This is a genomic window from Amycolatopsis pittospori (assembly GCF_013870525.1).
Lineage (GTDB): Bacteria > Actinomycetota > Actinomycetes > Mycobacteriales > Pseudonocardiaceae > Amycolatopsis > Amycolatopsis pittospori.
The window spans coordinates 42,988-69,104 of the sequence record NZ_JACBXD010000009.1 but is presented as its reverse complement, the minus strand read 5'-3'; the positions used below and the strand labels follow the sequence as shown (position 1 = coordinate 69,104).

Here is a 26,117-nt window from a genome sequence, read left to right as displayed (position 1 = left end):
GAAGGTGCGGTTGATCTTCACTTCTCTGGTCAGTCACGGTCACCTCTATCCCCTACTACCGCTCGCCGTCGCCGCGCGCGACGCCGGGCACGATGTCCTTTTCGCCACCGGAGACGAGATGCGTCCGGTCGTCGAAAAGGCGGGTCTGGCAGCGGAAAGCGCCGGATTCGGCATGCGGGAGGCGTTCGCCTCGGTGTTCGGGCCCGACGTCGAGCCCCGGCCCACGGGCGCGCCGCCCGAGTCGTTTTATCCCGTTATCGGTGAAGTGTTCGGAAACGTGCTGCCCCGGCGGTTCGTCGCCGACCTGACGCCGTTGTTCGAGCGGCACCGGCCGGATCTCGTGGTCTACGAAACCGGCAACATGGGTGGCGCCATCGCCGCCCGCCTCGCCGGGATCCCCGCGGTCGGCCACGGTTTCGGCCGGGTCTCACCGGGCGAGGTCGTCGACATCATGACCGCCCGCCTCGCGGAATACGCGGCGGAGGTCGGTTTCGAAGGCATGGAGCGGCCTTCGTTCGGCGACCCGGTCGTCGACATCTGCCCGGAATCGGTGCAGTCGCCCGATTTCCTGGCCGAAGCGAACAGGATCCCGTTGCGTCCCGTCGGCTGGGCCGAACCGGGAGACCTCCCGGCCGGTGTGCTCGGACGCGACAAGAGCCGTCCGCTGGTCTACCTCACCCTCGGCACCGCCTTCGGTGACGAGGACGTGTTGAAGCGGGCCATCAGGGCTTTGGCGCGGCTCGACGCGGACGTCGTGGTCGCCGCGGGGCCGACGGTGGATCCGGCGCGACTCGGCGACGTGCCGGGGAATGTCCGGGTCGAGGCGTGGGTGCCGCAGGCCGAACTGCTGCCGCATGTGGACCTCGTGGTCCACCACGGCGGGAGCGGGACGACGCTCGGTGCCTTCGGCGCGGGGCTGCCACAGCTGGTGCTTCCGCAGGGCGCGGACCAGTTCACGAACGCCGAAGCCGTCCTCGCGGCCGGAGTGGGCGGGCAGCTGATCGGCGAAGACGCCACCGAAGCGGCCATCTTCGAGAAGTCGCGGTACTTGCTGGCCGATGAGGGCGTCCGCGCGGCGGCGCGGAAACTGGGCGACGAGGTCGCGGCCATGCCGTCACCGGCGGAGGTCGCGCAGCGGCTTCCCGACTACGCGGGTTGAGCAGTGGACGTTCAGGAGTGACTGGGCTCCATCGTGAGTGTTTTGGGTCGTTCTAACGACACTTACCACTCACGAGCCCCTTGACCGCCTACGGCGCGGCGCCCTGGCCACCCGCGCTGCTGGTGCACGTTGACGACCCAGAAGTCCGTGAAGGCCTCCTTGCCTACTTTCAGGGTAGGGAAGGAGGCCTTCACGGACCGGACCTACGACCCGCCGCAGCAGGAACCCAGTGGGTACCTAAGACCCGGTTGGCTCTCACCGCCTTCACCACACGACCAAGCCGGGCCGGGTCGGTGCTTTCGCGTGACTGGGTGGACGGCACATGTGATCGGACGGACGACGCCCGTGATCAGACGGACGACACTCGGTGACGTCCGCCCAGTCACGCTTGCCGTCCGTCCAGTCACGCTTGCCGTCCGTCCGATCACGTGTGACGTCCGTCCGGCCACGCCAACCCGTCCGACCGTAGGTACCTAAGACACGGTTGGCCCTAACGACCCAAAACACTCACGACCTACCCCAGAAGCGTCCTTGGCGATCAGGCGCGGGCGACGAGTTCCTTGAGCAGCGTCCCCATCCGCGTCGCCGACTGGCGGCCCGCTTCGAGGACCTCTTCGTGGTTCAGTGGCTCCCCGGTCATCCCGGCCGCCAGGTTGGTCACCAGCGAAAGCCCGAACACCTCGACGCCGGCGGCGCGGGCGGCGATGGCCTCCAGCACCGTCGACATGCCGACGAGGTCGGCGCCGAGCGTCCGCAGCATGTGGATCTCCGCCGGCGTCTCGAAATGCGGCCCGGTCAGGCCCGCGTAGACGCCCTCTTCCAGCGAGGGGTCGATCTCGCGGGCGATGTCGCGCAGCCGCTTCGAGTAGAGATCCGTCAGGTCGACGAAGTTCGCGCCGACGATCGGGGACCGCGCGGTCAGGTTCAGATGGTCGGAGATCAGCACCGGCTGCCCGACGCGGAAGCCCTCGCGCAGACCGCCCGCGGCGTTGGTCAGCAGGACCGTCCGGGCGCCCGCCGCCGCGGCCGTGCGCACGTTGTGCACGACCGGGTCGATGCCCTTGCCCTCGTAGAAATGCGTCCGGCCCAGCAGGATCAGCGCCCGCTTCTCGCCGACGCGGACAGACCGGACGGTTCCCCCGTGCCCGACCGCGCCCGGCGCCAGGAATCCGGGCAGTTCGCCCAGCGGGATCTCCGCCTCGGGCTCCCCGATGACGTCCGCCGCCGGGCGCCAGCCCGAACCGAGCACGACGGCGATGTCGTGCTTCTCGACGCCGGTGCGTTCGGCGATGGCGGCGGCCGCCGCGACCTCGTTCTCACTCATGCCGACGAGCGTATCCGGCCACTTCGCACGAGCAGGAACGCCACCAGCCCGAACGGGGACAGGAAGATCGTGAGCGCCAGGATCGGGCCCGTCACCAGCGGATGGATCCTGTGCTCGCGCGATTCGAAGTACATCCACCGGGCGATGAACAGGTCGAAGGCGACCAGATGGGCCCAGATCGTCGCCGCCCCGAACGGCGAACCGGTGAACGTGCCGAGCACGTCCAGGTCCGGCCGCGACACCACCGTCCAGAGTTCGCCGAGATGCGGGATGGCGAGGGCGAAGTACGGGATCAGGGGCAGCAGCGGCACCCACGGCGAGGACATGATCCGCCGGGTCCAGGACCAGCCGGGCAGGAGGATCATCAGCAGCCAGAACGGTGTCGCCAGCGGGAAGGTCCAGGTGAACAGGGTCTCCACGCTCATCGGAGGGAATCCTCCAGCTCGCGGTCCTTCGACGGCCGTCCGATCGCGATCAGCCCGCTGACGGCGATCCCGGCGAGGAGCAGCGCGAACGCGGTCAGCGTCCGGCCGTCCGGCGCGACGATCGACTGGCCGCGCAGGGCCTGCCAGGTCAGCAGCGCGAGCAGGCCCGCGTAGCCGGCACCGGCGATCAGGACCAGCCGGCTGCGGAGGACGCCGTCGCGAAGCCGCGGGTAGCGGGAGGCCAGGACGCCGAGGGCGAGTGCGAGCAGTGGAAGCGCCTGGAGCGCGTGCAAACCGAGGAAGTGCGGGATCCGCAGGTCGCCGCCGACCGTGCTCCAGCCGAGGATCGGCAGGCCGGGGCCGCCGTCGGGGAGGCCGACGGTATGCGCGCCGATCATCGCGGACGTCCCGGTCGCGTCCAGCGCGGCCTGCTGTTCGGCGGTGGGGCTGCTCATCAGGGTCGCCAACGAGATCCCGACCATGCCGAGGAGCGCGCCGATCCGGGCCGCCCACGCGGTCGCGCGGTCCGGGATGCGGGTGAACATGACGGCGATCGTCAGGACGAGGTTGATCAGCCACAGCGTCGCGATCATCCCGCCCATGACCTGGAAGATCGTGTTGTCCAGCGGGGTCGCGTTGTTGAAGTGGCTCGCCCGGACGCGGGCGGCCTGGAACACCATCAGCACGTACTCGGCCGCGAAGATCACGACGAGCATGGTCGTGAGCCAGTTCGCGGTCCGCCGGAAACGGGGAAGCAGCGAAGTGAGCCAGCTCCAGGTGAAGAAGTACAGGGCGCCGGAGACGGCGAACTTGAACGGTTTCGCCCAGATCGGCGCGCCTTGCAGCGTCCGCTGGTCGACCAGCAGCAGCAAAACGCATACCACGGTGATTCCGGCGAGAAGTTGCGCGAACCGGTACGACGGCCGGTGCCAGGTGCGGGTTCTCTCGCGCAGATCGGTCAAGATGGTCATAGGTCTCTCCCCAAACGGATAGTCAAGCTCTCCGTTATGGAAAGTTAGACTATCCATGCTGAGAAGTCTTCAGGGATGACCCTGGAACCGTCCCCGAGATCGGAGCGAGAAGCGCGTGCGGATGGCGGAACTGAGCGAAAGGGCCGGGGTCCCGGTCGCCACGATCAAGTACTACTTGCGGGAAGGGCTGGTCCCGCCTGGGGAGCGGACGAGCCCGAACCAGGCGAAGTACGAGGACGGGCACGTTCAGCGGATCAAGCTGATCAGGGCGCTGATGGACGTCGGCGGCCTTTCGCTCGCGACGGTCGGCGAGGTGCTCGCCGCGGTCGACGCCGGGGAAGCCGGTCCGCACCGCATCCTCGGCCTCGCCCAGGAGGGCATCACGGCCACCAGGCAGGCCGGCGACGAGGAATCCCGGGCCTGGGCGCTCGCGACCGTCCAGGATCTCGCGGACCGCCGGGGATGGCCGTGCAAACACGACGACGACCCGGTCATCGACGCGCTGGTCGGCGTCCTGTGCACGATCAAAGAGGTCGGACACGGCTGGTACCTCGAAAAACTGGACGACTACGCCGAAATCGCCGACCGGACCGCCGATCTGGACCTGGAAGGCATCGCGGGCGTCGAGTCACTCGAGCGGATCATCGAGATCGCCGTCGTCGAGACCGTCTTGGGCGACAAGCTGCTTTCGATGCTGCGGAGGCTGGCGCAGCAACGTGCTTCGAAGGCGTACTTCGCGGGCCTAGCCGTCGACGATGAGTGACAGCGCGACCGGCTCGAACACCCCGGACCGGGCCGACGTCTCCTGTTCGATCGGCGCCGTCACCGAGAAGATCCACAGGTCGGTGCCCCCGCTGAACAGGTCCATGAACGTCGTGCGAGTGATGCTCTCGTTCGTGGTTTCCCGGGTCGCGGCGGAGCGCTCGGTCGTCCGGTAGACGTAGCGCATGCTGTTGTCGCCCCGGCCGGGCACGGCGACCGGTTCGCCGATGAGGGCGACTTCCGGATGCTGTGTCCTCAGCCAGCTGAAGTAGGCGGGCGGCGGGCTGTCGGACAGGAAACCGCTCAGCCGCTCGAGCCGGATGGCCTGGCGGCCGTCGGGCGAGACGTACTGGACCACGGTGCTCGGCAGGCCCCTGGTGACGTGCGGCGCGACGAACTTCTGCCAGCCCTCCGGCACACCGAGGCTGAACCGGCCGCCCTTGACGCCGTTGACCGTGCTGGCGTCACCCTGTTGCGTGATCAGCTTCGGCGGCGGCAGCGGGCTGACCGAATCACCCTGTGGTTGTCCGGCCGGTGGCTGCAGTGATTCCCCGCCGACCGCCCTGGCCAGGACGAACCCGCCTGCCGACGCCAGCAGGAAGACGATGATGGACGCGAGCGCCAGCACCACCGTGGCCACCGTCGAGCGGCCCGGCGGACGCGGCGGCAGCGGCACGACCGTCGGCATCGGCTCGGGTTCGGCCGGGGACACCGCGGGCGCCGAGGACGGGGCTGTCGGCGAGGGTGCCGGAGTCTCGGCGGGCGGGCGCAGGAACGGCAGTGGACCGGGGTCGGCGGCGAGTTCGGAACTGGTGCCCTCGCCCGGCTTTTCCGGGGCGACCGGCTTGATCACCTGGGTGTCGGTCGCGTCCAGATGCGCGCTGGTCTTCTTGCCGTCGGGCGTGTGGAACAGCTCGGCCGGGAAGAGGTCGATCAGCGTCTTGGCCTGCAGCGGGTACAGCCGGCGCCGCACCTCGCGCAGCGTGATGCGCTTCGACGGCTCCTTCTTCATGAGCGCGCCGATGACGTCCGACAGCGGACCTGGGCCGGGCTTCGGCACCTTCCCGTTGACGACTTTGCCGACCGTTTCGAGCGGGTCACCGTCGGCGTCGTAGGGCGGCGAGCCCTCGATGGCGGCGAACAGCGTCGCGCCGAGACCCCACAGATCGGCGGCGGGGACGACGGCGCCGCCGGACGCGACCTCGGGTGCGATGTAGGCGGGGGAGCCGAGCATCATGCCGGTGCGGGTCATCGTGGCTTCGGAGACGTTGCGCGCGATGCCGAAGTCGGTGAGCTTGATGCGACCGTCGCCGGCGACCAGGACGTTCCCCGGTTTGACGTCACGGTGGGTGATCCCGGCGGCGTGCGCGGCTTCGAGCGCGGAGGCCACCGCGATCCCGACGGCCGCCGCCTGCTCGACCTTCAGCGGACCGTGGTCGCGCAGGATGTGCGCGAGGCTGCGCGACGGCAGCAGCTCCATGACCACGAACGGTTCGTCGTTCTCGCGGGCGACGTCGTGCAGGATGATCACGTTCGGGTGACTCAGGACGGCGATCGCGCGTGCTTCGCGCAGGGTCCGTTCGCGCAGTTCGTCGGCCTGCGAGACCGGGACGCCCGGGGGCATCCGCACCTCTTTGACCGCGACCGGACGGTGGAGGAATTCGTCGTAGGCCGACCAGACCGTGCCCATCGACCCGGATCCGATGACCGAGCGCAACCGATATCGCCCGGCGACGACACGCGTCTCTTCGCCTGGGCTCTCGCTGGACTCGGTGGTGTCGGACGGCACGGCCCAATTGTGTCGTATGCCCCCATGGCGGGCTTATGCACCTTGCCCTGGCGAGTGAACGACCCACCCCTTTAGCGCGACTAGCGTCACAGGTAGGGGTTGTTGAGGGCCGTTAGCATCCTTGGGTATGACGGAAGTGGCCGGAACGGAGTCAGTGCCGACCCCAGCTGAGCCCGCGGAGCCGGAAGACCTCGTTCTCGCGGCGGAGTTCCCGGAAGTGAGCCGGGAGCAGTGGCGTGAGCTCGTCGCCGGGGTGCTGCGCAAGAGCGGTGCGATCGACGAGGGTTTCGAAGGCCTGCCGGAAAGCAAGCTGGTCACCCGGACGTACGACGGTTTGGAGATCCAGCCGCTCTATACGGCCGATGACACGATCGAGGGAACGGGCTTCCCCGGTCTTCCTCCGTTCGTGAGAAGCGCCCGGCCCGAAGGTTCGGTGACGACGGGCTGGGACATCCGCGCCCGGTACGCACGCCGTGAGGCCAAGGCCACCAACACCGCCGTCCTCGCCGACCTCGAAGGCGGCGTCAGCTCGATCTGGCTGCGCGTGGGCGCGGGCGGCGTCCCGGTCGCCGAGCTGGCCGACGCGCTGAACGAGGTCTATGTCGAACTCGCGCCCGTCACTCTCGACGCCGGTGAAGAGTACGAAGCCGCTTCTGCCGCTCTGTTCGAGCTCTTCGCCGAGCGGGAGATCCCGGCCAGCGCGGTCGCCGCGACCCTCGGCGCCGACCCGATCGGCCTGACCGCGCGGACCGGCGAGGCGCATCCGCTCGCCCCGGCCGCGGAACTGGCGGCGCGGGTCGCCGTCAGTCACCCGAAGGTCCGCACGATCGTGGCCGACGGCCTGCCGTTCCACGAAGCCGGCGGCTCGGACGCGCAGGAACTCGGCGCGACCATCGCGGCCGGTGTCGCGTACCTGCGCGCGCTGACCGAAGCCGGGCTGGACGTCGACGCCGCGGCCGGTCAGATCGAATTCCGGCTCGCCGCCACGGCGGACCAGTTCCTCACGATCGCGAAGTTCCGCGCCGCGCGGCGTTTGTGGGCCCGCGTCACCGAAGTCTCCGGTGGCAAGGGGGCGGGTATGCGGCAGCACGCCGTCACTTCGCCCGCGATGCTGACCCAGCGTGACCCGTGGGTGAACATGCTGCGCACCACGCTCGCCTGTTTCGGCGCCGGGGTCGGCGGCGCGGACGCGATCACCGTCCTCCCGTTCGACGCCGCGATCGGCCAGCCCGACGCGTTCTCCGCGCGGATCGCGCGCAATACGCACGCCGTCCTGCTGGAAGAGTCCAAACTGGCCGGTGTCATCGATCCCGCGGGCGGCTCCTGGTACGTCGAGAACCTCACCGACGACCTGGCGAAGGCCGCCTGGCGTGAGTTCACCGCCATCGAGGCGGCGGACGGGATCGAGGCCGAGCTGGCTTCGGGTGCCCTCGCCGAACGTCTCGCGGAGACCTGGGAGAAGCGGTCGAAGCGGCTCGCGACCCGGCGCGATCCGATCACCGGTGTCAGCGAATTCCCCAACCTGACGGAAAAAGCGGTCGTCCGCGAACCAGTCGAAACCGTCGCGGACGGCGGCCTGCCCCGGCACCGGTACGCCGAGGCGTTCGAAGCCCTGCGGGACCGCGCGGACGCGCACCCGAGCCGTCCCCGCGTCTTCCTCGCCACGCTCGGCCCGGTCGCGGCGCACACCGCGCGGGCGAGTTTCGCGGCGAACCTGTTCCAGGCGGGCGGGATCGAAGCCGTCAACCCGGGGGCGCCCGAGGATGTCGATGGCATTGTCGCGGAATTCCGCGCCGGTGACACGAAGATCGCCTGCCTCTGCGGAAGCAACACTTCCTACGCGGAGGAAGCCGCCGACGTCGCGAAGGCGTTGAAGGACGCGGGCGCCACGTCGGTGCTGCTCGCCGGAAAACCCGGCGACTACCCGGACGTGACGGGCTACCTGTACGCGGGTTGCGACGCCCTCGAAGTCCTGACCGGCACGTTGAACGAGCTCGGAGTGCAGTGATGACCATCCCGAACTTCGCCGGTGTCGACCTCGGCACACCCGACCCGGGTGACCGTCCTCAATGGACCGAAGCGCTGCACGCCGCCACCGGCAAGGGACCCGACGCGCTCGCGTGGGAGACCCCCGAGGGCATCGGGGTCAAGCCGGTCTACACCGCCGACGACCTGTCCGGAGTGGACTTCCTCGGCACCTATCCCGGTGCGGCGCCGTATCTGCGCGGCCCGTACCCGACGATGTACGTCAACCAGCCGTGGACCATCCGCCAGTACGCGGGTTTCTCCACCGCCGAGGAGTCGAACGCCTTCTACCGCCGGAATCTCGCGGCCGGGCAGAAGGGCCTTTCGGTCGCCTTCGACCTCGCGACGCACCGCGGCTACGACTCCGACCACCCGCGTGTCGCCGGTGACGTCGGCATGGCGGGCGTCGCGATCGACTCGATCTACGACATGCGCCAGCTCTTCGACGGCATCCCGCTCGACAAGATGAGCGTTTCGATGACGATGAACGGCGCCGTGCTGCCGGTGCTCGCGCTCTACGTCGTCGCGGCCGAGGAACAGGGTGTCACGCCGGACAAACTCGCCGGGACCATCCAGAACGACATCCTCAAGGAGTTCATGGTCCGCAACACCTACATCTACCCGCCGCAGCCGTCGATGCGGATCATTTCGGACATCTTCTCGTTCACCTCGCAGAACATGCCGAAGTACAACTCGATCTCCATCTCCGGCTATCACATGCAGGAAGCCGGAGCGACCGCCGACCTGGAGCTGGCGTACACGCTCGCGGACGGCGTCGAGTACATCCGCGCCGGTGTCGAAGCCGGGCTGGACGTCGACAAGTTCGCGCCGCGGCTGTCCTTCTTCTGGGCGATCGGCATGAACTTCTTCATGGAGGTCGCGAAGCTCCGCGCGGCACGACTCCTGTGGGCGAAGCTGGTGAAGGGCTTCGAGCCCAAGAGCTCCAAGTCCCTTTCGCTGCGCACCCACTCGCAGACCTCAGGCTGGTCGCTGACCGCCCAGGACGTCTACAACAACGTCGTCCGCACCTGTGTCGAGGCGATGGCGGCGACCCAGGGACACACGCAGTCACTGCACACCAACGCCCTCGACGAGGCCCTCGCGCTGCCGACGGACTTCTCCGCCCGCATCGCGCGGAACACGCAGTTGCTGCTGCAACAGGAATCCGGGACCACGCGCGTCATCGACCCGTGGGGCGGCAGCGCGTTCGTCGAGAAGCTGACCTACGACCTCGCGCGCAAGGCGTGGGGCCACATCACCGAGGTCGAGCAGGCCGGCGGCATGGCGAAGGCGATCGACGCGGGCATCCCGAAGCTGCGCATCGAGGAGGCCGCCGCGCGGACCCAGGCGCGGATCGACTCCGGTCGTCAGCCGGTGATCGGCGTCAACAAGTACCAGGTCACGGACGACGAGCAGATCGACGTCCTCAAGGTCGACAACGCGGGCGTTCGCGCGCAGCAGCTGGAGAAGCTGCGCCGGTTGCGCGAGGAGCGGGACGAGCAGGGGACGCAGGACGCGTTGCGGCGGCTCACGGCGGGCGCCGAAGCCGACGGCAACCTGCTCGCGCTCGCCATCGACGCCGCCAGGGCGAAGGCCACGGTCGGGGAGATCTCCGACGCGCTGGAGAAGATCTGGGGGCGCCACTCCGGTCAGATTCGTACGATCTCCGGTGTGTACCGCGAGGAGGTCGGCAAAGCCGAGAACGTCGAGCAGGCGCGCGAACTGGTCGAGAAGTTCGCCGAGGAGGAGGGCCGTCGTCCCCGGATCCTGGTCGCGAAGATGGGTCAGGACGGCCACGACCGCGGCCAGAAGGTGATCGCGACCGGCTTCGCGGACATCGGTTTCGACGTCGACGTCGGCCCGCTGTTCTCCACCCCCGGCGAGGTCGCGCGGCAGGCGATCGAGGCCGACGTGCACGTCATCGGCGTTTCGTCGCTGGCCGCCGGGCACCTTTCGCTGGTCCCCGCGCTGCGCGGGGAGCTCGCCGAACAGGGCCGCGAGGACATCATCGTCGTGGTCGGCGGTGTCATCCCGCCGCAGGACTACGAGGAGCTGCGGGCGGCGGGCGCGGCGGCGATCTTCGGTCCCGGCACGGTGATCGCCGACGCGGCGATCGACCTGATCGGGCAGCTGACCGCCCAGGAGTCCTGAACTTTGCCGCGCAAGATCGACGTCGGGGTCCTGGCCAAGGGCGTCCTCGCGGGCGACCGGGGTGTGCTTTCCCGGGCGATCACACTGGTCGAGTCGAACCGCGAGGACCATCGGGCGCAGGCCCAGGAACTGCTGGTCGAGCTGCTCCCGCACGCGGGCGGCGCGCAGCGGGTCGGCATCACCGGTGTCCCCGGTGTCGGCAAGTCGACCTTCATCGACCAGCTCGGCACGGATCTGACCGAGGCGGGGCACAAGGTGGCCGTGCTGGCCGTCGACCCGTCGTCGACGCGGACCGGCGGCTCGATCCTGGGCGACAAGACCCGGATGGCGAGGCTCGCTGTCGACCCGAAGGCGTTCATCCGCCCTTCGCCGACTTCGGGGACTCTCGGCGGTGTCGCGCGGGCGACGCGCGAAACGATCGTGCTGATGGAAGCGGCCGGGTACGACATCGTGCTGGTCGAGACGGTCGGCGTCGGGCAGTCCGAGGTGACCGTGGCGAACATGGTCGACTGCTTCCTCTTCCTGACCCTGGCGCGCACCGGCGACCAGCTGCAGGGGATCAAGAAGGGCGTCCTCGAACTCGCCGACGTCATCGCGGTCAACAAGGCCGACGGCGACCACGAACGGGACGCCAAACGCGCCGCCCGCGAGCTGGCCGGCGCGCTGCGGATGATCTACGGACGCGACGCCGAGTGGACCCCGCCGGTGCTGACCTGCAGTGCGCTCACCGACGTCGGATTGGACGACGTCTGGGGCGAAATCCTCCGTCACCGTGACGTTTTGACCTCGTCCGGGGAACTGGACGGACGGCGTCGGCGGCAGCAGGTCGAGTGGACCTGGTCGATGGTCCGGGAACAGCTTCTCGGAAGGCTGGCCGCGCATCCGGACGTGCGAGCGGTCGTTCCGGACGTCGAACGGGCGGTCCGGGACGGTGAACTGACCCCGACGCTGGCCGCCCAACGGATCTTGGAGGCGTTCTCCGGTCCTCCGCGTGGCGGCTGACGCCGGAACCCGGCAGAGTGCAGAATCGGATCCGCACTCTGTCGACGACCGAGTGCCGATGAAAGGGAGTCATGCCGAAAAGGTCTCGTCTCGGGCAGCTTGCCGGGCTGCTGATCGCCGGGCTGCTCGTGTGCGCCCCGGCCGCCCAGGCGTCGCGGACTTCGGCGAACCAGGCCGTTTCGCCGGTGATCATGCAGGCAGCGGCGGTGCACGAGGTGCCGGCGCAGGCCCCGCCGGGCCCCGTCCTCGACCCCGCCGAGACCGACAAGGCCAACAGCGAAGAGACCAAGAACAAGGTCATCGCCGGCATCCTCGCCGTGGTACTGCTGGGTTTGGTGATCCTCGGACGGCGCGCCCGCTCCAAGAAGAAGAAGTCCTGAACCGCTACCGGTAAGTAGAAGGACTCTCCGCTTAGCCCGGACCGAACTCTCGTAGCCGTTCGCCGCAGATCCACTACCGGCCGTCTCGGGCTCGATCACTCGACGAGCGGCTTGTCATCTGCATGGTGCACGATCTATCGCAAATGCGTATCACAGATCGAACGGCACCCAGCGTGTCTTCAGCGTCCACTCGTACGGTGGTAGACGAAGGCAACTGTGTTGCGGGAGGAGGTGCGGCGTGACGGTGCTCGATTCACGTCCGGACATTCCAGGCGACCCGGAAGGTCGCGTCATCACCCCTATCGAGGCGTCCACCGCGCTTATTTCCGAGGCCGGCGTCAGCATGGCACCTGTGCATGATCTGGGTGCGGGCCGTGGCCCCTTCTGGCTCGACGACTGGCTCCGCGCGAACGCGACCGACGTCCTCGCGTGGCGTCGGCACATCCACGCGCACCCGGAGCTCTCCCGGCACGAGTTCGCCACCACCGAGATGGTCATGTCCCTGCTCCGGTCGGTCGGGCTCAAGCCCTGGGTCCTGCCAGTGGGCACCGGTGTCGTCTGCGACATCGGCAGCGGCGACCGCTGCGTCGCGCTGCGCGCCGACATGGACGCCCTGCCGCTGACCGAGGCCACCGGACTCCCGTACGCCTCCAAGACCGACGGCGCCGCGCATATGTGCGGGCACGACGCGCACACCGCGATCCTGCTGGGCGCGGCGCGGGCACTGGCCGGCGCGCCGGAGCTGCCGGGCCGGGTGCGGCTGATCTTCCAACCCGCCGAGGAGGTCATGCCCGGCGGTGCGCTGGACATGATCGCCGCCGGCGCGATGGAAGGCGTCGAGCGGATCTACGGCCTGCACTGCGACCCGCGGCTCGAGGTCGGCAAGGTCGGCCTGCGCGAAGGCGCGCTGACCTCCGCCGCCGACCTCATCGAACTGCGGCTGACCTCACCCGGCGGCCACACGTCGCGACCGCATCTGACCGCCGACCTGGTGCACGCGCTCGGCACGGTGATCACGTCGCTGCCCGCGGTGCTCTCGCGGCGCGTCGACCCGCGGTCCGGGACCGTGCTGGTCTGGGGTGCGGTGCACGCCGGGCAGGCCGCGAACGCCGTCCCGCAGGACGGGGTGCTGCGCGGCACGCTGCGCACCGCCGACCACGAGGTCTGGACGATGCTGGAGCCGCTCGTCGCGTCTTCGGTCGAGTCGCTGCTCGCGCCGACCGGCGTCGGGTTCTCGCTCGACTACCGCCGCGGCGTCCCGCCGGTCGTCTCCGACCCGGAATCGACCGCGCTGATGCGGGCCGGCGTCGAAGCGGCGCTGGGCGAATCCGCCGTGGCCGGCACCGAGCAGTCGTCCGGTGGCGAAGACTTCGGGTGGTACCTGGAGCACGTCCAGGGCGCCTTCGCGCGTCTCGGCGTGTGGCCCGGTGAAGGCCCCATGGCCGACATCCACCGCCCGACGTTCACCCTCGACGAGCGTTCGCTCCTCTGCGGTGTCCGGACCTTGGTCCACACCGCCCTGGCCACCCTCGCCTGACGTCCACCCAATCACGCTTGCCGTCCGCCTGATCACGCGTGCCGTCCGTCTGATCACGCTTGCCGTCCACCTGGTCACAGGTGTTCGCCACGACCGGTGTCGAACACCTGTCCACAGGGTTATCCACACCTGTGGAGTTATCCACAGGTGTGGATAGTGGCCCTTTTCTGTGGCCGCGAAACCCGCGATCGTCGAAGGCATGATCGATTGGGGAGGACGACATGGGGCGGTCTCGCGTAGTGAGGCCGACAAGGTTCTGGGGCGTCGGCGGGTCCTCGAAGGATTGGCCACGGGTGTCCTCGCGCAGCCATGGCGAGGGGTGGTCATTCGTGCCTCGGATTCGCTCGAACTGGCCACTCGGGCTCAGGCCGCGCTGCTCGTGGTGGGACCACCCGCGGCCCTGTCCGGAGCTACAGCCCTTGCGCTGCATGGGATCTCGGCCGTGGACGACACGAGAATCCACATGACGGTGCCCTCCTCGCGGCGGATCAAGTCGAAGCCGGGACTGGCGATCCACCAGGCTGATTTCCAGCCCTCGGACGTAGTCGAGCTCAACGGGCTCGCCACGTTCTCCTTGGATCTGGCGCTGGCCGATTTCCTCTGCGATGGGGACAAGCGAACCGCGTTCGCCGCGGTGGACGAGGCGATGCGCGGGCTTGTGCCGGACCATGTCCGAACCCTGCGTGCGAACGTTCGGGACCGAGTCGTGGATCGCCACGACCGGCGAGGTATCCACAGGGCCGTCATGTTGCTCGACCTGGCGACCGGCAAGGCGGAATCCCCGCCGGAAAGCATCATCCGGTTGATCGTCGTCGAGGCAGGGTTCCCGATACCGGAGGCGCAGTACGCGATCACCACCATCGACGGCCGGACGCTGTACATACTCGACATGGCGTGGCCGTCGCGGCGGATCGCCCTCGAGTACGACGGTTTCGCGTCCCACGAGGGGCGTCGCGATTACGACGCCGAGCGGGACGCGCGGATGGCCGGGCGAGGGTGGATCACGATCCGGGCGTCGGCGGCGGACCTGCGTGACCCGCGACGCCTCCTGGCCGAGCTGTCCAGGGCGTTCGAAAGCCGCGCGGTCGCGTGATCAAACGGACGGCGGGCGTGACTGGGCGGACGACACGCGTGACTGGGTGGACGGCAGGCGTGACTGGGTGGACGGCAGGCGTGACTGGGTGGACGGCAGGCGTGGTCAGCCGGAGATGCCCGTGCAGGGGCGGGTGCGGAGGGCGTCGACGTAGTCCGCGGGGGCGCCGGCGGCCTCGGCGGCGTCCGCGAGGACGCCGAGGTAGCGCGCGGACGGGAGGCCGCCCTCGTAGGCGTCGAGGACGTACAGCCACGGCAGGACGGAGCCGTCCATGGTCTGCACGCGGAGGCGGAGCTTGGTGTGCATGCCGAGCTCGCCGCCTTCCCAGCGGTCGAGGCCGTCCTCGTCCAGCGGCGTGACGTCGTACAGCACCACGAAGACCCGGGAGCCCGGGTCTTCGACGATGGTGGCCAGTGCGCCTTCCCAGCCCAGGTCTTCGCCGCCGAAGGTCAACCTCCAGCCTTCCAGCCAGCCGGTGCCGGCCATGGGCGAGTGAGGAGCGCGCTCCAACATCTGGGCGGGCTCCATATTGGATCCATACGCGGCATACAACGGCACGGCCACAGCCTAGCGACCCGTCGCTCACCCGGCCGGACGCACATGCCGTGTCCGGCCACTCAATCCGCCCAGCGGTCGCCCGCGTACGGTAAACGCAGTCACAGACACCGCTGCGAGGAGGAGACCAGTGACCAAGATCGTGATCATGGGCGGAGGACCCGCCGGTTACGAAGCGGCACTGGTCGCGGCGCAGCACGGGGCCGACGTCACCATCGTCGAACGCGACGGTCTGGGCGGCGCCTGCGTGCTCTACGACTGTGTCCCGTCGAAGACGTTCATCGCCTCCTCCGGGGCTCTCGCGAACATGCACGACCTGCGCGAACTCGGCATCAACACCGACATGGCGGACACGAGCGTCGACCTGCCGACCGTCCACGGCCGGGTGAAGGGGCTCGCGCTGGCGCAGTCCGCCGACATCCGCGCCCGGGTGCAGCGCGAAGGTGTCCGCGTCGTCATCGGCCAGGGCCGGTTCGACGACGACGAGACCGGCCTCGCCACGCACAAGGTCGCCGTCACCGCGCACGACGGCTCCGTCGAGGTGCTCGACGCCGACGTCGTCCTCATCTCCACCGGCGCCACCCCGCGTGTGCTGCCCGGCGCGGTGCCGGACGGCGAGCGCATCCTCGACTGGCGTCAGCTCTACGACCTGCGCGAACTGCCCGAGCACCTCGCCGTCATCGGTTCGGGTGTCACCGGCGCCGAATTCGCCTCGGCGTACACCGAGATGGGCGTCAAGGTCACCGTCGTCTCCAGCCGCGACCGCGTGCTCCCGCACGAGGACGCCGACGCCGCCGCGGTGCTCGAAGAGGTCTTCTCGCAGCGCGGCACCACCGTCGCCAAGCAGGCACGCGCCGACAAGGTCGTCCGGACCGAAAAGGGCGTCGAGATCCACCTGGCCGACGGCCGGGTGATCGAAGCCAGCCACGCGCTGATGACCGTCGGTTCGGTGCCCAACACCGGCGACATCGGCCTGGACAAGGTCGGCATCGAGCCCGGCCCCGGCGGTTTCATCGGCGTCGACCGGGTCTCCCGCACCAGCGCGCCCGGCATCTACGCCGCCGGCGACTGCACCGGCGTCCTCATGCTCGCCTCGGTGGCCAGCATGCAGGGCCGCATCGCGATGTGGCACGCGCTCGGCGAGGGTGTCGCGCCGATCAAGCTCAAGACCGTCGCCGCCAACGTCTTCACCCACCCCGAGATCGCCACCGTCGGCATCAGCCAGCAGGCGATCGACTCGGGTGAGGTGCCCGCCCGCACCATCATGCTCCCGCTCGCGACGAACGCCCGCGCGAAGATGGAAGGCCTGCGACGCGGTTTCGTGAAGCTGTTCTGCCGTCCCGCCACCGGCGTGGTCGTCGGCGGCGTGGTCGTGGCGCCGAACGCGAGTGAACTCATCCTTCCCATCGCGCTCGCCGTCCAGAACCAGCTCACCGTGGAACACCTGGCACTGACCTTCTCGGTGTACCCGTCGCTGTCGGGGTCGATCACCGAGGCGGGCCGTCAGCTGATGCGCCACGACGACTTGGACTGATCTTCTCCGGCGAAGCAACCCCCGCGGGGGTGCCCGCGTCTAGCGCGTGTCGGTGTTTCGGTGACAGCTAGGGGTTTTCGTGGTTCGCAGGGTTCTTCTCGGAGTGATGGCGATCGGCGCGGCGGTGCTGGCGGGTCCGGCGACCGGTCTCGCCCAGCAGCCCTCTCCCGAACCCCAGCCCGCGCCCGGCGTCACCGTGCAGCTCAACGACGACACGGCCTACGAACTCGGACTCGTCAACAAGTACGTCCACGGCGACTCCAATGTGGCGTTGGCGCAGTGCCCCGGCGAAGGACTGAAGGCGCCGAAGACCACGACGTTCAGTTCGCCGGTGCTGACCTTCGGGAAGTACGACTACGGCCCGCTCATCGGGGTCCCGGCGAACGTCAGCGCCGACGCCGAACTCAAGCAGGGCACGGCTCCGGGTAACTACCCGCTGACCGTCAACTGCAACGGGAAGTCTTACACCGCAACGTTCTCGGTTCCGCCGCGACAGGTGAGCGCGGTCCCGTCCGGTGCGGCCCGCGCCGGTGACGGCAGTATGGCGCACTGATTCAAGCAGGCTTGAAACCGCCCTCGGACTCGCTCCGGGGGCGGTTTTCTCATTCCCGGGAACGTGCGGATTTCCGCGACCTTTTCGTGATGAAACCGGGCAACCCGTGGGTGCGCCGCGACGTCTTGGGGGTGTTGGGAAACGAAGTGCCGCCACTGGGGGAACAGGGGCGCGGATTTCTCCCTTTCCCGCATTCTCCGCAGTATTCGTATTCACTTATTGGGGTTGACCATGAAGCGCACCATTATGCTCGCAGCCGGTTCCATCGCCGGTTTCCTTCTTCTCGCGCCAGGCGTCGCGTTGGCGACTTCGCCGACCGGAACGTCGTCGCCCACTTCTTCGGCGTCTCCCTCGCCGTCCCCGTCCTCGTCTCCTTCGCCGACCGAGGACGTGGACGGGCCGGGGCCGCACGGCACCCTGTACGGACTCAAGAAGCCGTTGAGCGTCTCGCCCGCCAAGGGGCGCGCCGGTGACCGGATCAAGCTGGACTTCGACTGCAGATACCGCGAGGACGACAACGGCGGCCCGGCGATCTCCTCGGCGGCGCTCACTGCCGACGTCACGAAGAAGACCGCCGTGGTCAAGAACGTCAAGCCGGGCAAGTACACGGTCACGCTGAGCTGCTGGATCGACAAGTCGACGGTGACGTTCGAGGTGCTCCCGGAGAAGGGCCAGGTCACGAAGGTGCCGGCCGGTGCGCCCCAGACGGGAGGTGCCGAGGGGCCCGCCGACCACGCGGGCGTCCTGGCCGCTGTGGCCGGCGGTGTCGCGCTGGTCGCGGGCGGGGTCGGGGCCGCCGCGTACCGTCGTCGGGCGGCACGGGACTGATCGCGATCTTTTCGTGACCTGGGCGGGCAACCGTCCGGTCGCGCGTGGCGTCTGGCATGCGTGGGGTGAACGACGAGCCGGTCCCGGTCTGGGGGCCGGGACCGGCTCGCGCTTCACCGGCACCGTTTCACTACAGGGGTGAACATGAAGTCGACATGGTTGAAGGGACGGCGGGCGCCGCTGGCGCTCGCGGTCGTCCTGCTGGCCGTTTTGGCGACCCTGGCGTTCGTCCTGTCCGGACCGGGGGGTTCCGGGCAGGACGCGGCGCCGCAGGTCGTGGGGGAGACGTCGGCGGTCGAGCCGAGCACCGGCGCACCCGGTGCTTCCCGTGCGGAGGCCGAGGGTGGGGCGGCCGTCGAGGGGATGCCGAAGGTCGATCCGGTCTCGATCGACGTGCCGAAGATCGGCGCGAAGTCCACTTTGGTCCCGCTCGGGCTCAACGCGGACAACACCGTCGAGGTACCGCCGGTGACCCAGCCGATGCAGGCCGGCTGGTACGTGAACGGGCCGACCCCGGGGGAGGTCGGGCCGTCGGTGATCCTCGGGCACGTCGACGGGAACAAGCAGCAGGGCATCTTCTTCCGGCTGAAGGAACTCGCGCCCGGCGACAAGGTCTCGGTCGCCCGCAAGGACGGCACGACGGCCGAGTTCGCGGTCACGAAGGTCGAGCGGGTACCGAAGGACAAGTTCCCCACCGACGCCGTCTACGGCGACACCACCGAGCCGGAACTGCGGCTCATCACCTGCGGTGGCGTCTTCGACAAGGTCGCGCACAACTATCTCGACAACATCATCGTCTTCGCTCGGCTGATCGCGAGGTGAGTCCCATGATCAAGTACCGGTCCGCGCTGGTGGTGGCGTGCGGGGTGGCGCTGGTCGTCCCCACCGTCGCGTACGCGCAGGACGACGTCCCGGCGGTGCCGCCGCCACCGACGTCGTCGTCGAGTCCCGCGCCGAGCCCGAAGGCGGATCCGTATCCGTTCCTGGGGCTTTCCCCGCGCGAGTCGAAGGCGGGGGAGGAGATCCTCGTGTCCGTCGGCTGTCCGGTGGGGGAGCTGGGCGAGGTGAAGTCGATGGTGCTGGACCGGATCGGGGAGTTCGAGGTGACGAACCCGGAGCCGGTGATCCAGGGGACCGTCGCGCATATCGGCGACAAGGCCCGGCCGGGGTTCTACGCGGTCACCGCGGTCTGCAAGAAGACGACGATGACGGCCAATCTGCAGATCCTGCCGGATAAGACGGCGACTCCTGCTCCGACGCCCAAACCGCATAAGCCGACGCCGTCGAAATCGGTTTCTCCGGTGAAACCGGCGTCGGGTGGTCAGGTTTCTAAGATTCCGGTGGGGGCGCCGCAGACCGGTGGCGGGGGAACGGCGAATTGAGTCGTGAGTGGTAAGGACGTGAGAACCGTCCTTGCCACTCACGGCTATTTTTTTGGGGCACGAAGGCAACCGATTTCCCTTCCCGGAGGTATTCCCCATGCGAGGGCACGCACTGAGGGAGAAAATCATGGGAATGAAGGGAATCGTCGCGGGCGCGGGTCTGCTCGCGATGACGGCGGGAGTGTTCCTCGCGCCACAGGCGGCCGCGACCGCTCCGCCGCCGAAGCTCTGGGTCAGTTCGGCGAAGGTCGCTCCCGGACAGGCACTCGAATTCACGGCCAGTTGTCACGGCACCCGCACGGCGGTGACGTCGCCGGGCCTGGCCGGTCCGGTCACACTCGTCGTCCAGTCGGGTTCGGGCAACCAGGCGCCGCTCATCGGCCACGGCAAGGCGGCGGGGAAGACCGGCAAGTTCAAAGCGAGCTTCCACTGCGACGGCGGCCCGAATCTTCCGGCCGCCAGCGGGACGGCGACCGTCGAGTTCGAGATCGTCTGCCTGCCGACCACGACGCCGACGACACCGCCGACCGCGCCGCCGTCGAGTGGCAAACCCCCGTCGAGCAGCGAACCGCCGTCGAGTTCCAGCGCGCCGTCGTCGAGTCCGGCGCCGTCCAGTTCGCGTGCCGTCGTCCCGGCGGCGCTGACGAAGTCGTGCGGCACGCCGCCCTCTTCGCCCGGCAAGACGCCGCAGGTGAAGGTCACGCCGAAGGGCGCTCCGCAGACCGGTGGCGGCGCGCTCGGCTGAAATGCCGTGAAGGCCTCCTTCCCTACCTTGAAAGTGGGGAAGGAGGTCTTCACGGACTTGACAGGTCAGGCGTCGTCTTCGACCCAATCGAAGGTCTTCGTGACGGCCTTCTTCCAGTTGCGGTATTCGGACTCGCGGCGGGCCTCGTCCATCGACGGGTCCCACTGCTTGTCCTGCGCCCAGTTGTTGCGGATGTCGTCTTCGCTCTTCCAGAAACCGACGGCGAGACCGGCCGCGTAGGCGGCACCGAGCGCGGTGGTCTCGTTGACCACCGGGCGGATCACGGGCACGCCGAGGATGTCCGCCTGGAACTGCATGAGCAGTTCGTTGACGACCATGCCGCCGTCGACCTTCAGCGACTTCAGCGGGACGCCGGAGTCGGCGTTCATCGCGTCGATCACCTCGCGGGACTGGAAAGCGGTCGCTTCCAGGACCGCCCGCGAGATGTGGCCCTTGTTGACGAACCGGGTGAGGCCGACGATCGCGCCGCGGGCGTCGGAACGCCAGTACGGCGCGAAGAGGCCCGAGAACGCCGGCACGAAGTACGCGCCGCCGTTGTCCTCGACGGTACGGGCGTGCTGCTCGATCTCGGCCGCGGAGCCGATCAGGCCGAGGTTGTCGCGCAGCCACTGCACGAGCGAACCGGTGACCGCGATCGAACCTTCGAGCGCGTACACCGTGTCGTTCGAGCCGATCTTGTAGCAGACCGTCGTGAGCAGCCCGTTCTCCGACATGACCTTCTCGGTGCCCGTGTTGAGCAGCATGAAGTTGCCGGTGCCGTAGGTGTTCTTCGCTTCACCAGGCGAAAGGCACGCCTGCCCGAACGTCGCGGCCTGCTGGTCGCCCAGGATGCCCGCGATCGGGACCCCGGCCAGCGCACCCTTTTCGCGGACCTTGCCGTACTCCTCCGAGGACGACCGGATCTCCGGCAGCATCGACACCGGGATCGTCATCTCCGCGGCGATCTCGGTGTCCCACGTCAGGGTGTCGAGGTCCATCAGCATGGTGCGGGAGGCGTTGGTCGGGTCGGTGACGTGCACGCCGCCGTCGACCCCGCCGGTCATGTTCCACAGCACCCAGGTGTCCATGTTGCCGAAGATCAGGTCACCGGCTTCGGCCTTCGCGCGGGCACCGTCAACGTTGTCGAGGATCCACTTGATCTTCGGACCGGAGAAGTAGGTCGCCAGCGGCAGGCCCACCTTCTCGCGGTAGCGCTCCTGTCCGCCGCCGAGCGCGCCCAGGTCGTTGACGATCTTGTCGGTGCGGGTGTCCTGCCACACGATCGCGTTGTACACCGGCTTGCCGGTGGTGCGGTCCCAGACCAGCGTGGTCTCGCGCTGGTTGGTGATGCCGACCGCGACGATGTCGCCGGCGACCAGGTCCCCCTTGGCGAGCGCGCCCGCCGCGACGGCCCGCGTGTTCTCCCAGATCTCCTCGGCGTTGTGCTCGACCCAGCCCGCCTTCGGGAAGATCTGCTCGTGTTCCCGCTGGTCGACGGCGACGACCCGGCCGGAGTGGTCGAAGATCATGCAGCGGGTCGACGTGGTGCCCTGGTCGATCGCGGCTACGTACGAAGTCATCGAAGCTCCAGTCTCAGGTCAGGTTGTGGACGGCGAGGAAAAGCAGGGCGGCCAGGGCACCGCCGACCAGCGGGCCGGCGACCGGGATCCAGGAGTAACCCCAGTTCGGGTTGGCCTTGTTCTTGATGGGCAACAGGAACGCGTAGGCGATGCGGGGGCCGAGGTCTCGGGCCGGGTTGATGGCGTAACCGGTCGGGCCACCGAGGGACTGGCCGATGACCAGCACGACGAACGCTACACCGGCGTAGCCCAGTGCGGAGTTGCCGAAACTCGGCGTTCCGCTCTCACCCGCTGCGTTGGTGTAGACCGGGCTGAGCAGGATCCACGCGACCAGCACGAAGGTGCCGATGATCTCGGTGACGAGGTTCCACGCCTTGTTCGGGATCTGCGGGGCGGTGGAGAAGATGCCGAGCGTCTCGTCGCGCTGCGGGTGGTCGTCGAACTGCAGTTTGTAGGTGGCCCAGCAGAGCACGGCGCCGAGGATGGCACCGATCATCTGCCCGGCGAAGTAGATCGGGACGTCCGCCCACTTCGTCTTGTCGGCGATGGCGAGGCCCAGTGTCACCGCGGGGTTGAGGTGCGCGCCGCTCGGCGCGGCGATGCTGGCACCGGTGAAAACCGCGAACGCCCACCCGAGGGTGATCATCACGACGCCACCGTTGTGGCCGTTGTTCTTTCGCAACACGTGGTTGGCGACCACGCCGTTACCCAGCAGGATCAGGACCGCCGTTCCCAGCAGTTCCCAGACGAATATGGCTCCCACACTCACCGTACGACCTCCACATTGGACATTCCGCGCAGGGTCGAACACGGTGTGCTACGGCGCCCTTGCCGACCCACGTTCGTGGCACGTTACCGCCGCGTATTTGTTCCTTCCAGGCGTTGAGCGGACGAATTCTTTCAAGATCCACGAGGGTTACGCCACATGTGTCACCCGCATAACGGACCGGTAGCGGCCGATCGTGCGATGCTGGAGACACAGCGGCACAAGGAGGAATGTCACGTGGCAAGCTCTCAGCGCGAAGCCGAAAACAGCCCCGCCAGGCTGGGACCGCTCAAGCGGGAAGAGTCGTGGCAACGCCTGGGTGAGGACAAATTCGACCTTGTCGTGATCGGCGGCGGCGTGGTCGGGGCGGGCACCGCGCTCGACGCCGCGACCCGGGGTCTGCGGGTCGCTCTGGTCGAAGCGCGCGACCTCGCTTCGGGGACGTCGAGCCGGTCCAGCAAGCTCTTCCACGGCGGGCTCCGTTACCTCGAACAGCTGGAATTCGGTTTGGTGCGCGAAGCTCTGCGTGAGCGCGAACTGATGCTGACGACGATCGCGCCGCATCTGGTGAAGCCGGTCAGCTTCCTGTACCCGCTGACGCATCGTGTCTGGGAGCGTCCGTACACCGCCGCCGGCCTGCTGATGTACGACACGATGGGCGGCGCGCGCTCGGTCCCCGGCCAGAAGCACCTGAGCCGCGCGGGCGCGCTGCGGATGGTCCCGGCGCTCAAGCGGTCCGCGTTGATCGGCGGAATCCGTTACTACGACGCGCAGTCCGACGACGCGCGTCACACGATGACCGTCGCCCGCACCGCCGCGCATTACGGCGCCGTCGTGCGCACCTCGACCCAGGTGGTCGGTTTCCTGCGCGAGGCGGACCGCATCTCCGGCGTCCGCGTGCGCGACGTCGAAGACGGCCGCGAGACCGAGATCGAGGCCTCCGCGGTGGTCAACTGCACGGGGGTCTGGACCGACGAACTGCAGCGCCTTTCCGGTGGCCGCGGCCGGTTCCGCGTCCGCGCGAGCAAGGGCGTGCACATCGTCGTCCCGCGCGACCGGATCGTCTCGGAATCGGGCATGATCCTGCGCACCGAGAAGTCCGTCCTCTTCGTCATCCCGTGGCGCAACCACTGGATCGTCGGTACCACGGACACGGACTGGAACCTCGACCTCGCGCACCCCGCCGCGACGAAGCACGACATCGACTACCTCCTCGAACACGTCAACACCGTGCTCGCGACGCCGCTGACGCATGACGACATCGAAGGTGTCTACGCGGGGCTCCGGCCTTTGCTCGCCGGGGAAAGCGAAGAGACGTCGAAGCTTTCGCGTGAGCACGCCGTCGCGCGGGTCGCGCCGGGACTCGTCGCGATCGCGGGCGGGAAGTACACCACCTACCGGGTGATGGCGGCCGACGCCGTCGACGCGGCGGCGGTCGATCTGCCGGGCAGGCCGCAGCCGTCCATCACGGACAAGGTGCCGCTGCTGGGCGCGGACGGCTACCACGCACTGGTGAACCAGGCCGACCACCTGGCCGCGGAGCACGGGCTGCACCCGTACCGCGTCCGTCATCTGCTCGACCGCTACGGCTCGATGGTGCACGAAGTCCTCGCGCTCGGCGAAGGACGGCCGGAGCTGCTGAAGCCACTGGAGCACGCGCCGGACTATCTCGGCGTCGAGGTCGTCTACGCGGCCAGCCACGAGGGCGCGCTGCACCTGGAAGACGTCCTGGCGCGCCGGACGCGGATCTCGATCGAGTACGCACACCGCGGGGTGGACTGCGCCGATCAGGTCGCCGTGCTGGTGGGCGAGGTGCTCGGCTGGTCCAAGGACGAGATCAAACGCGAGGTCGAGGTCTACAAGGCGCGGGTCGACGCGGAGCGGAAGTCCCAGTCGCAGCCGAGCGACGAGGCCGCCGACGCGCTGCGGTCGTCCGCGCCGGAAGCGCGTTCCGGGATCATCGAACCGGTGAGTTGATCGCCGCTGCCGAGTGGTGTGCCAAGCGCGCAAGGATCATTGCCTGATCGGGTGAATCTGTCATAGCGTCGGCCGTCCCTCGCGACGGAAGGCGGACCTGTGGTGTTTCTCGACTCGTCGACCTGGACGGACCGGATCTTCGCCGGCGGCTCGTGGGTGCCCGGCACCGGCGGCACCCGGAAGGTGACGGAGCCCGCGACCGGTGCGGTGCTGGGAAGCATCGGCGTCGCCTCGGCCGAAGACGCCGCGAAAGCGGCGGAAACCGCGGCCGAGGCGCAACGGTCCTGGGCGGCCACACCGCATGTCCAGCGCGCCGCGATCCTGCGCACCGCGGCCCGGTTGTGGTCCGAGCACGCCGACGAGATCCGCTGGTGGAACGTCCGCGAGGTCGGTGCGGTGCCCGGCGTCGCCGGCTTTTCGCTGCACGTCGCGGAACAGGAGTGCTACGAGGCGGCGGCGTTGCCCGGCCGCCCGTACGGCGAACTCCTGCCGAGCGAGGAACCGCGCCTCTCCATGGCGCGCCGTGTCCCGGCCGGTGTCGTCGCGGTGATCTCGCCGTTCAACATGCCGATCATCCTGGGCGTCCGCTCGGTCGCCCCGGCGCTCGCGCTGGGCAACGCGGTCATCCTGAAGCCGGATCCGCGCACCGCGGTCACCGGTGGCGTCGTCCTCGCGCGGATCTTCGAGGAAGCGGGCCTGCCGCCGGGAGTACTGCAGATGCTGCCCGGCGGCGCCGACGTCGGCGAGGAACTGGTGACGCATCCGGCGGTCCGGGTCATCTCGTTCACCGGATCGACCGGCGCCGGGCGCAAGGTCGGCGAACTCGCCGGAAAACACCTGAAGCGCGCGCATCTGGAACTGGGCGGGAACTCGGCGCTCATCGTGCTCGACGACGCGGACGTCGACGAAGCCGCCGGGCTGGCCGCCTTCGGCTCCTTCTTCCACCAGGGCCAGATCTGCATGACCACCGGGCGGCACCTGGTGCACGAGCGGCTTTACGACGACTTCGTCGAGCGGCTCGCGGCGAAGGCGGCGGCCCTGCGGGTGGGCGACCCGGCGCAGGAGGAGGTCGCGCTCGGGCCGATCATCGACGCCGGGCAGCGCGACAAGATCCACGACCTGGTCACCTCCAGCGTCGCGGCGGGCGCGCGGATCGCGGCCGGTGGCGAATACGACAGGCTCTTCTACGCCGCGACGGTGCTCGCCGACGTGCCGCCGGACGCGCCCGCGGTCGCCCAGGAGATCTTCGGCCCGGTCGCGCCGATCGTGCGGTTCTCCGACGCCGAGGAGGCCATCCGGCTGGCCACGACGAGCGAGTACGGGCTTTCGCTGGGCATCGTCACCCGCGACGTCCTCAAAGGACTGGAACTGGCCGACCGCGTCCCGACCGGGATCGTGCACATCAACGACCAGACCGTCAGCGACGAGGCGAACAGCCCCTTCGGTGGCGTCGCGGCTTCGGGCACCGGAAGCCGTTTCGGCGGTGCGGCGGCGAACGTCGAGGCCTTCACCGAGACCCGCTGGGTCACCGTCCGGAACACCCCGGCCCGCTACCCCTTCTGACCCCGCATTCAGTCCT

At 68.9% G+C, this 26,117-nt stretch carries 23 protein-coding genes; 16 read left to right on the top strand and 7 right to left on the bottom strand.

The features are described from left to right. Window positions 1–4: 4 nt before the first annotated feature. Window positions 5–1,159 carry a glycosyltransferase gene (locus H5J31_RS07290; RefSeq protein WP_181771699.1) on the top strand — a complete coding sequence of 385 codons (1,155 nt, stop codon included), beginning with the start codon at window positions 5–7 and terminating at the stop codon, window positions 1,157–1,159. Between the two features lie 538 nt (window positions 1,160–1,697). Here the strand turns inward: H5J31_RS07290 and H5J31_RS07285 are convergent. The 3 genes from H5J31_RS07285 to H5J31_RS07275 are packed head-to-tail and all read right to left on the bottom strand — an operon-like array spanning window position 1,698 to window position 3,879. Beyond that, complete coding sequence (locus H5J31_RS07285; protein ID WP_181771698.1) at window positions 1,698–2,483, bottom strand: purine-nucleoside phosphorylase; 786 nt, start codon at window positions 2,481–2,483, stop codon at window positions 1,698–1,700. Next, window positions 2,480–2,908, bottom strand: coding sequence for an ABA4-like family protein (locus H5J31_RS07280; protein WP_181771697.1), 429 nt, complete (start codon window positions 2,906–2,908; stop codon window positions 2,480–2,482). Before H5J31_RS07280 ends, H5J31_RS07285 begins: the two co-directional genes overlap by 4 nt. Further along, window positions 2,905–3,879 carry a hypothetical protein gene (locus H5J31_RS07275; protein WP_181771696.1) on the bottom strand — a complete coding sequence of 325 codons (975 nt, stop codon included), beginning with the start codon at window positions 3,877–3,879 and terminating at the stop codon, window positions 2,905–2,907. The genes H5J31_RS07280 and H5J31_RS07275 overlap by 4 nt, the downstream gene beginning before the upstream one ends. Before the next feature lie 121 nt (window positions 3,880–4,000). Here H5J31_RS07275 and H5J31_RS07270 point away from each other — a divergent pair, with 121 nt between their 5' ends. Next, window positions 4,001–4,642 carry a MerR family transcriptional regulator gene (locus tag H5J31_RS07270; protein WP_181771695.1) on the top strand — a complete coding sequence of 214 codons (642 nt, stop codon included), beginning with the start codon at window positions 4,001–4,003 and terminating at the stop codon, window positions 4,640–4,642. On the opposite strand, the gene H5J31_RS07265 is transcribed toward H5J31_RS07270, so the two are convergent. After that, window positions 4,622–6,430 (bottom strand): serine/threonine-protein kinase, encoded by a 1,809-nt coding sequence (locus H5J31_RS07265; RefSeq protein ID WP_181771694.1) that lies wholly within the window; start codon window positions 6,428–6,430, stop codon window positions 4,622–4,624. The two genes, H5J31_RS07270 and H5J31_RS07265, sit on opposite strands and share 21 nt — an antisense overlap. Window positions 6,431–6,557: 127 nt before the next feature. Here H5J31_RS07265 and H5J31_RS07260 point away from each other — a divergent pair, with 127 nt between their 5' ends. The 6 genes from H5J31_RS07260 to H5J31_RS07235 all read left to right on the top strand — a co-directional run bounded on the left by H5J31_RS07260 (window position 6,558) and on the right by H5J31_RS07235 (window position 14,618). Then, a complete protein-coding gene (locus H5J31_RS07260; protein WP_181771693.1) occupies window positions 6,558–8,438 on the top strand; it encodes a methylmalonyl-CoA mutase family protein in 1,881 nt (626 codons plus the stop codon). Continuing rightward, the gene (gene scpA, locus H5J31_RS07255) at window positions 8,438–10,606 is read left to right on the top strand and encodes a methylmalonyl-CoA mutase (RefSeq protein ID WP_181771692.1); all 2,169 of its coding nucleotides are present in this window, start codon (window positions 8,438–8,440) and stop codon (window positions 10,604–10,606) included. Before H5J31_RS07260 ends, scpA begins: the two co-directional genes overlap by 1 nt. A 3-nt stretch (window positions 10,607–10,609) precedes the next feature. After that, complete coding sequence (gene meaB / locus H5J31_RS07250; protein WP_181771691.1) at window positions 10,610–11,608, top strand: methylmalonyl Co-A mutase-associated GTPase MeaB; 999 nt, start codon at window positions 10,610–10,612, stop codon at window positions 11,606–11,608. 71 nt (window positions 11,609–11,679) lie between these two features. Next, window positions 11,680–11,988: a hypothetical protein gene (locus H5J31_RS07245; RefSeq protein ID WP_181771690.1), complete on the top strand. Its 309-nt coding sequence runs from the start codon at window positions 11,680–11,682 to the stop codon at window positions 11,986–11,988. Window positions 11,989–12,226: 238 nt separating this feature from the next. Next, complete coding sequence (locus tag H5J31_RS07240; protein WP_181771689.1) at window positions 12,227–13,525, top strand: amidohydrolase; 1,299 nt, start codon at window positions 12,227–12,229, stop codon at window positions 13,523–13,525. A 199-nt stretch (window positions 13,526–13,724) separates the two neighbouring features. Next, on the top strand, window positions 13,725–14,618 hold the full coding sequence (locus H5J31_RS07235; RefSeq protein ID WP_181771688.1) for a DUF559 domain-containing protein: 894 nt from the start codon (window positions 13,725–13,727) through the stop codon (window positions 14,616–14,618). A gap of 105 nt (window positions 14,619–14,723) precedes the next feature. Here H5J31_RS07235 and H5J31_RS07230 read toward each other — a convergent pair whose 3' ends face one another. Beyond that, window positions 14,724–15,176 carry a gamma-glutamylcyclotransferase gene (locus H5J31_RS07230; RefSeq protein ID WP_181771687.1) on the bottom strand — a complete coding sequence of 151 codons (453 nt, stop codon included), beginning with the start codon at window positions 15,174–15,176 and terminating at the stop codon, window positions 14,724–14,726. Between the two features lie 127 nt (window positions 15,177–15,303). Between H5J31_RS07230 and H5J31_RS07225 the strand changes: the two genes are divergently transcribed. The 6 genes from H5J31_RS07225 (at window position 15,304) to H5J31_RS07200 (ending at window position 20,215) form a co-directional block, all read left to right on the top strand. Beyond that, a complete protein-coding gene (locus H5J31_RS07225; protein ID WP_181771686.1) occupies window positions 15,304–16,707 on the top strand; it encodes an NAD(P)H-quinone dehydrogenase in 1,404 nt (467 codons plus the stop codon). 106 nt (window positions 16,708–16,813) lie between these two features. Next, window positions 16,814–17,260 carry a hypothetical protein gene (locus H5J31_RS07220; protein ID WP_181771685.1) on the top strand — a complete coding sequence of 149 codons (447 nt, stop codon included), beginning with the start codon at window positions 16,814–16,816 and terminating at the stop codon, window positions 17,258–17,260. A 231-nt stretch (window positions 17,261–17,491) separates the two neighbouring features. Continuing rightward, the gene (locus H5J31_RS07215; RefSeq protein WP_181771684.1) at window positions 17,492–18,088 is read left to right on the top strand and encodes a hypothetical protein; all 597 of its coding nucleotides are present in this window, start codon (window positions 17,492–17,494) and stop codon (window positions 18,086–18,088) included. 144 nt (window positions 18,089–18,232) lie between these two features. After that, complete coding sequence (locus H5J31_RS07210; protein WP_181771683.1) at window positions 18,233–18,910, top strand: class F sortase; 678 nt, start codon at window positions 18,233–18,235, stop codon at window positions 18,908–18,910. Window positions 18,911–18,915: 5 nt separating this feature from the next. Next, window positions 18,916–19,470, top strand: coding sequence for a hypothetical protein (locus H5J31_RS07205; protein WP_181771682.1), 555 nt, complete (start codon window positions 18,916–18,918; stop codon window positions 19,468–19,470). Window positions 19,471–19,597: 127 nt separating this feature from the next. Beyond that, entirely contained in the window at window positions 19,598–20,215 is a 618-nt protein-coding gene (locus H5J31_RS07200; protein ID WP_181771681.1) for a hypothetical protein, read from the top strand. Between the two features lie 65 nt (window positions 20,216–20,280). On the opposite strand, the gene glpK is transcribed toward H5J31_RS07200, so the two are convergent. Both glpK and H5J31_RS07190 read right to left on the bottom strand, forming a co-directional pair. Continuing rightward, complete coding sequence (gene glpK, locus H5J31_RS07195) at window positions 20,281–21,795, bottom strand: glycerol kinase GlpK (RefSeq protein ID WP_181771680.1); 1,515 nt, start codon at window positions 21,793–21,795, stop codon at window positions 20,281–20,283. 13 nt (window positions 21,796–21,808) lie between these two features. After that, window positions 21,809–22,564, bottom strand: a complete 756-nt coding sequence (locus tag H5J31_RS07190) for an MIP/aquaporin family protein (protein ID WP_181771679.1) — start codon at window positions 22,562–22,564, stop codon at window positions 21,809–21,811. Window positions 22,565–22,798: 234 nt separating this feature from the next. Between H5J31_RS07190 and H5J31_RS07185 the strand changes: the two genes are divergently transcribed. Both H5J31_RS07185 and H5J31_RS07180 read left to right on the top strand, forming a co-directional pair. Further along, window positions 22,799–24,538 carry a glycerol-3-phosphate dehydrogenase/oxidase gene (locus H5J31_RS07185; protein WP_181771678.1) on the top strand — a complete coding sequence of 580 codons (1,740 nt, stop codon included), beginning with the start codon at window positions 22,799–22,801 and terminating at the stop codon, window positions 24,536–24,538. A gap of 99 nt (window positions 24,539–24,637) precedes the next feature. Then, window positions 24,638–26,101, top strand: a complete 1,464-nt coding sequence (locus H5J31_RS07180; protein ID WP_181771677.1) for a benzaldehyde dehydrogenase — start codon at window positions 24,638–24,640, stop codon at window positions 26,099–26,101. Window positions 26,102–26,117 lie beyond the last annotated feature (16 nt).

What these genes read in the sequence shown, in the direction of transcription:
- H5J31_RS07235 (WP_181771688.1), top strand. Translation starts at nt 13,725, where the DNA reads ATGATCGATTGGGGAGGACGACATGGGGCGGTCTCGCGTAGTGAGGCC.
- H5J31_RS07205 (WP_181771682.1), top strand. Translation starts at nt 18,916, where the DNA reads ATGATCAAGTACCGGTCCGCGCTGGTGGTGGCGTGCGGGGTGGCGCTG.
- H5J31_RS07275 (WP_181771696.1), bottom strand. Translation starts at nt 3,879, where the DNA reads ATGACCATCTTGACCGATCTGCGCGAGAGAACCCGCACCTGGCACCGG.
- H5J31_RS07215 (WP_181771684.1), top strand. Translation starts at nt 17,492, where the DNA reads ATGAAGCGCACCATTATGCTCGCAGCCGGTTCCATCGCCGGTTTCCTT.
- H5J31_RS07285 (WP_181771698.1), bottom strand. Translation starts at nt 2,483, where the DNA reads ATGAGTGAGAACGAGGTCGCGGCGGCCGCCGCCATCGCCGAACGCACC.
- H5J31_RS07210 (WP_181771683.1), top strand. Translation starts at nt 18,233, where the DNA reads ATGAAGTCGACATGGTTGAAGGGACGGCGGGCGCCGCTGGCGCTCGCG.
- H5J31_RS07200 (WP_181771681.1), top strand. Translation starts at nt 19,598, where the DNA reads ATGGGAATGAAGGGAATCGTCGCGGGCGCGGGTCTGCTCGCGATGACG.
- glpK (WP_181771680.1), bottom strand. Translation starts at nt 21,795, where the DNA reads ATGACTTCGTACGTAGCCGCGATCGACCAGGGCACCACGTCGACCCGC.
- scpA (WP_181771692.1), top strand. Translation starts at nt 8,438, where the DNA reads ATGACCATCCCGAACTTCGCCGGTGTCGACCTCGGCACACCCGACCCG.
- H5J31_RS07270 (WP_181771695.1), top strand. Translation starts at nt 4,001, where the DNA reads ATGGCGGAACTGAGCGAAAGGGCCGGGGTCCCGGTCGCCACGATCAAG.
- H5J31_RS07220 (WP_181771685.1), top strand. Translation starts at nt 16,814, where the DNA reads ATGGCGATCGGCGCGGCGGTGCTGGCGGGTCCGGCGACCGGTCTCGCC.
- H5J31_RS07245 (WP_181771690.1), top strand. Translation starts at nt 11,680, where the DNA reads ATGCCGAAAAGGTCTCGTCTCGGGCAGCTTGCCGGGCTGCTGATCGCC.
- H5J31_RS07280 (WP_181771697.1), bottom strand. Translation starts at nt 2,908, where the DNA reads ATGAGCGTGGAGACCCTGTTCACCTGGACCTTCCCGCTGGCGACACCG.
- H5J31_RS07260 (WP_181771693.1), top strand. Translation starts at nt 6,558, where the DNA reads ATGACGGAAGTGGCCGGAACGGAGTCAGTGCCGACCCCAGCTGAGCCC.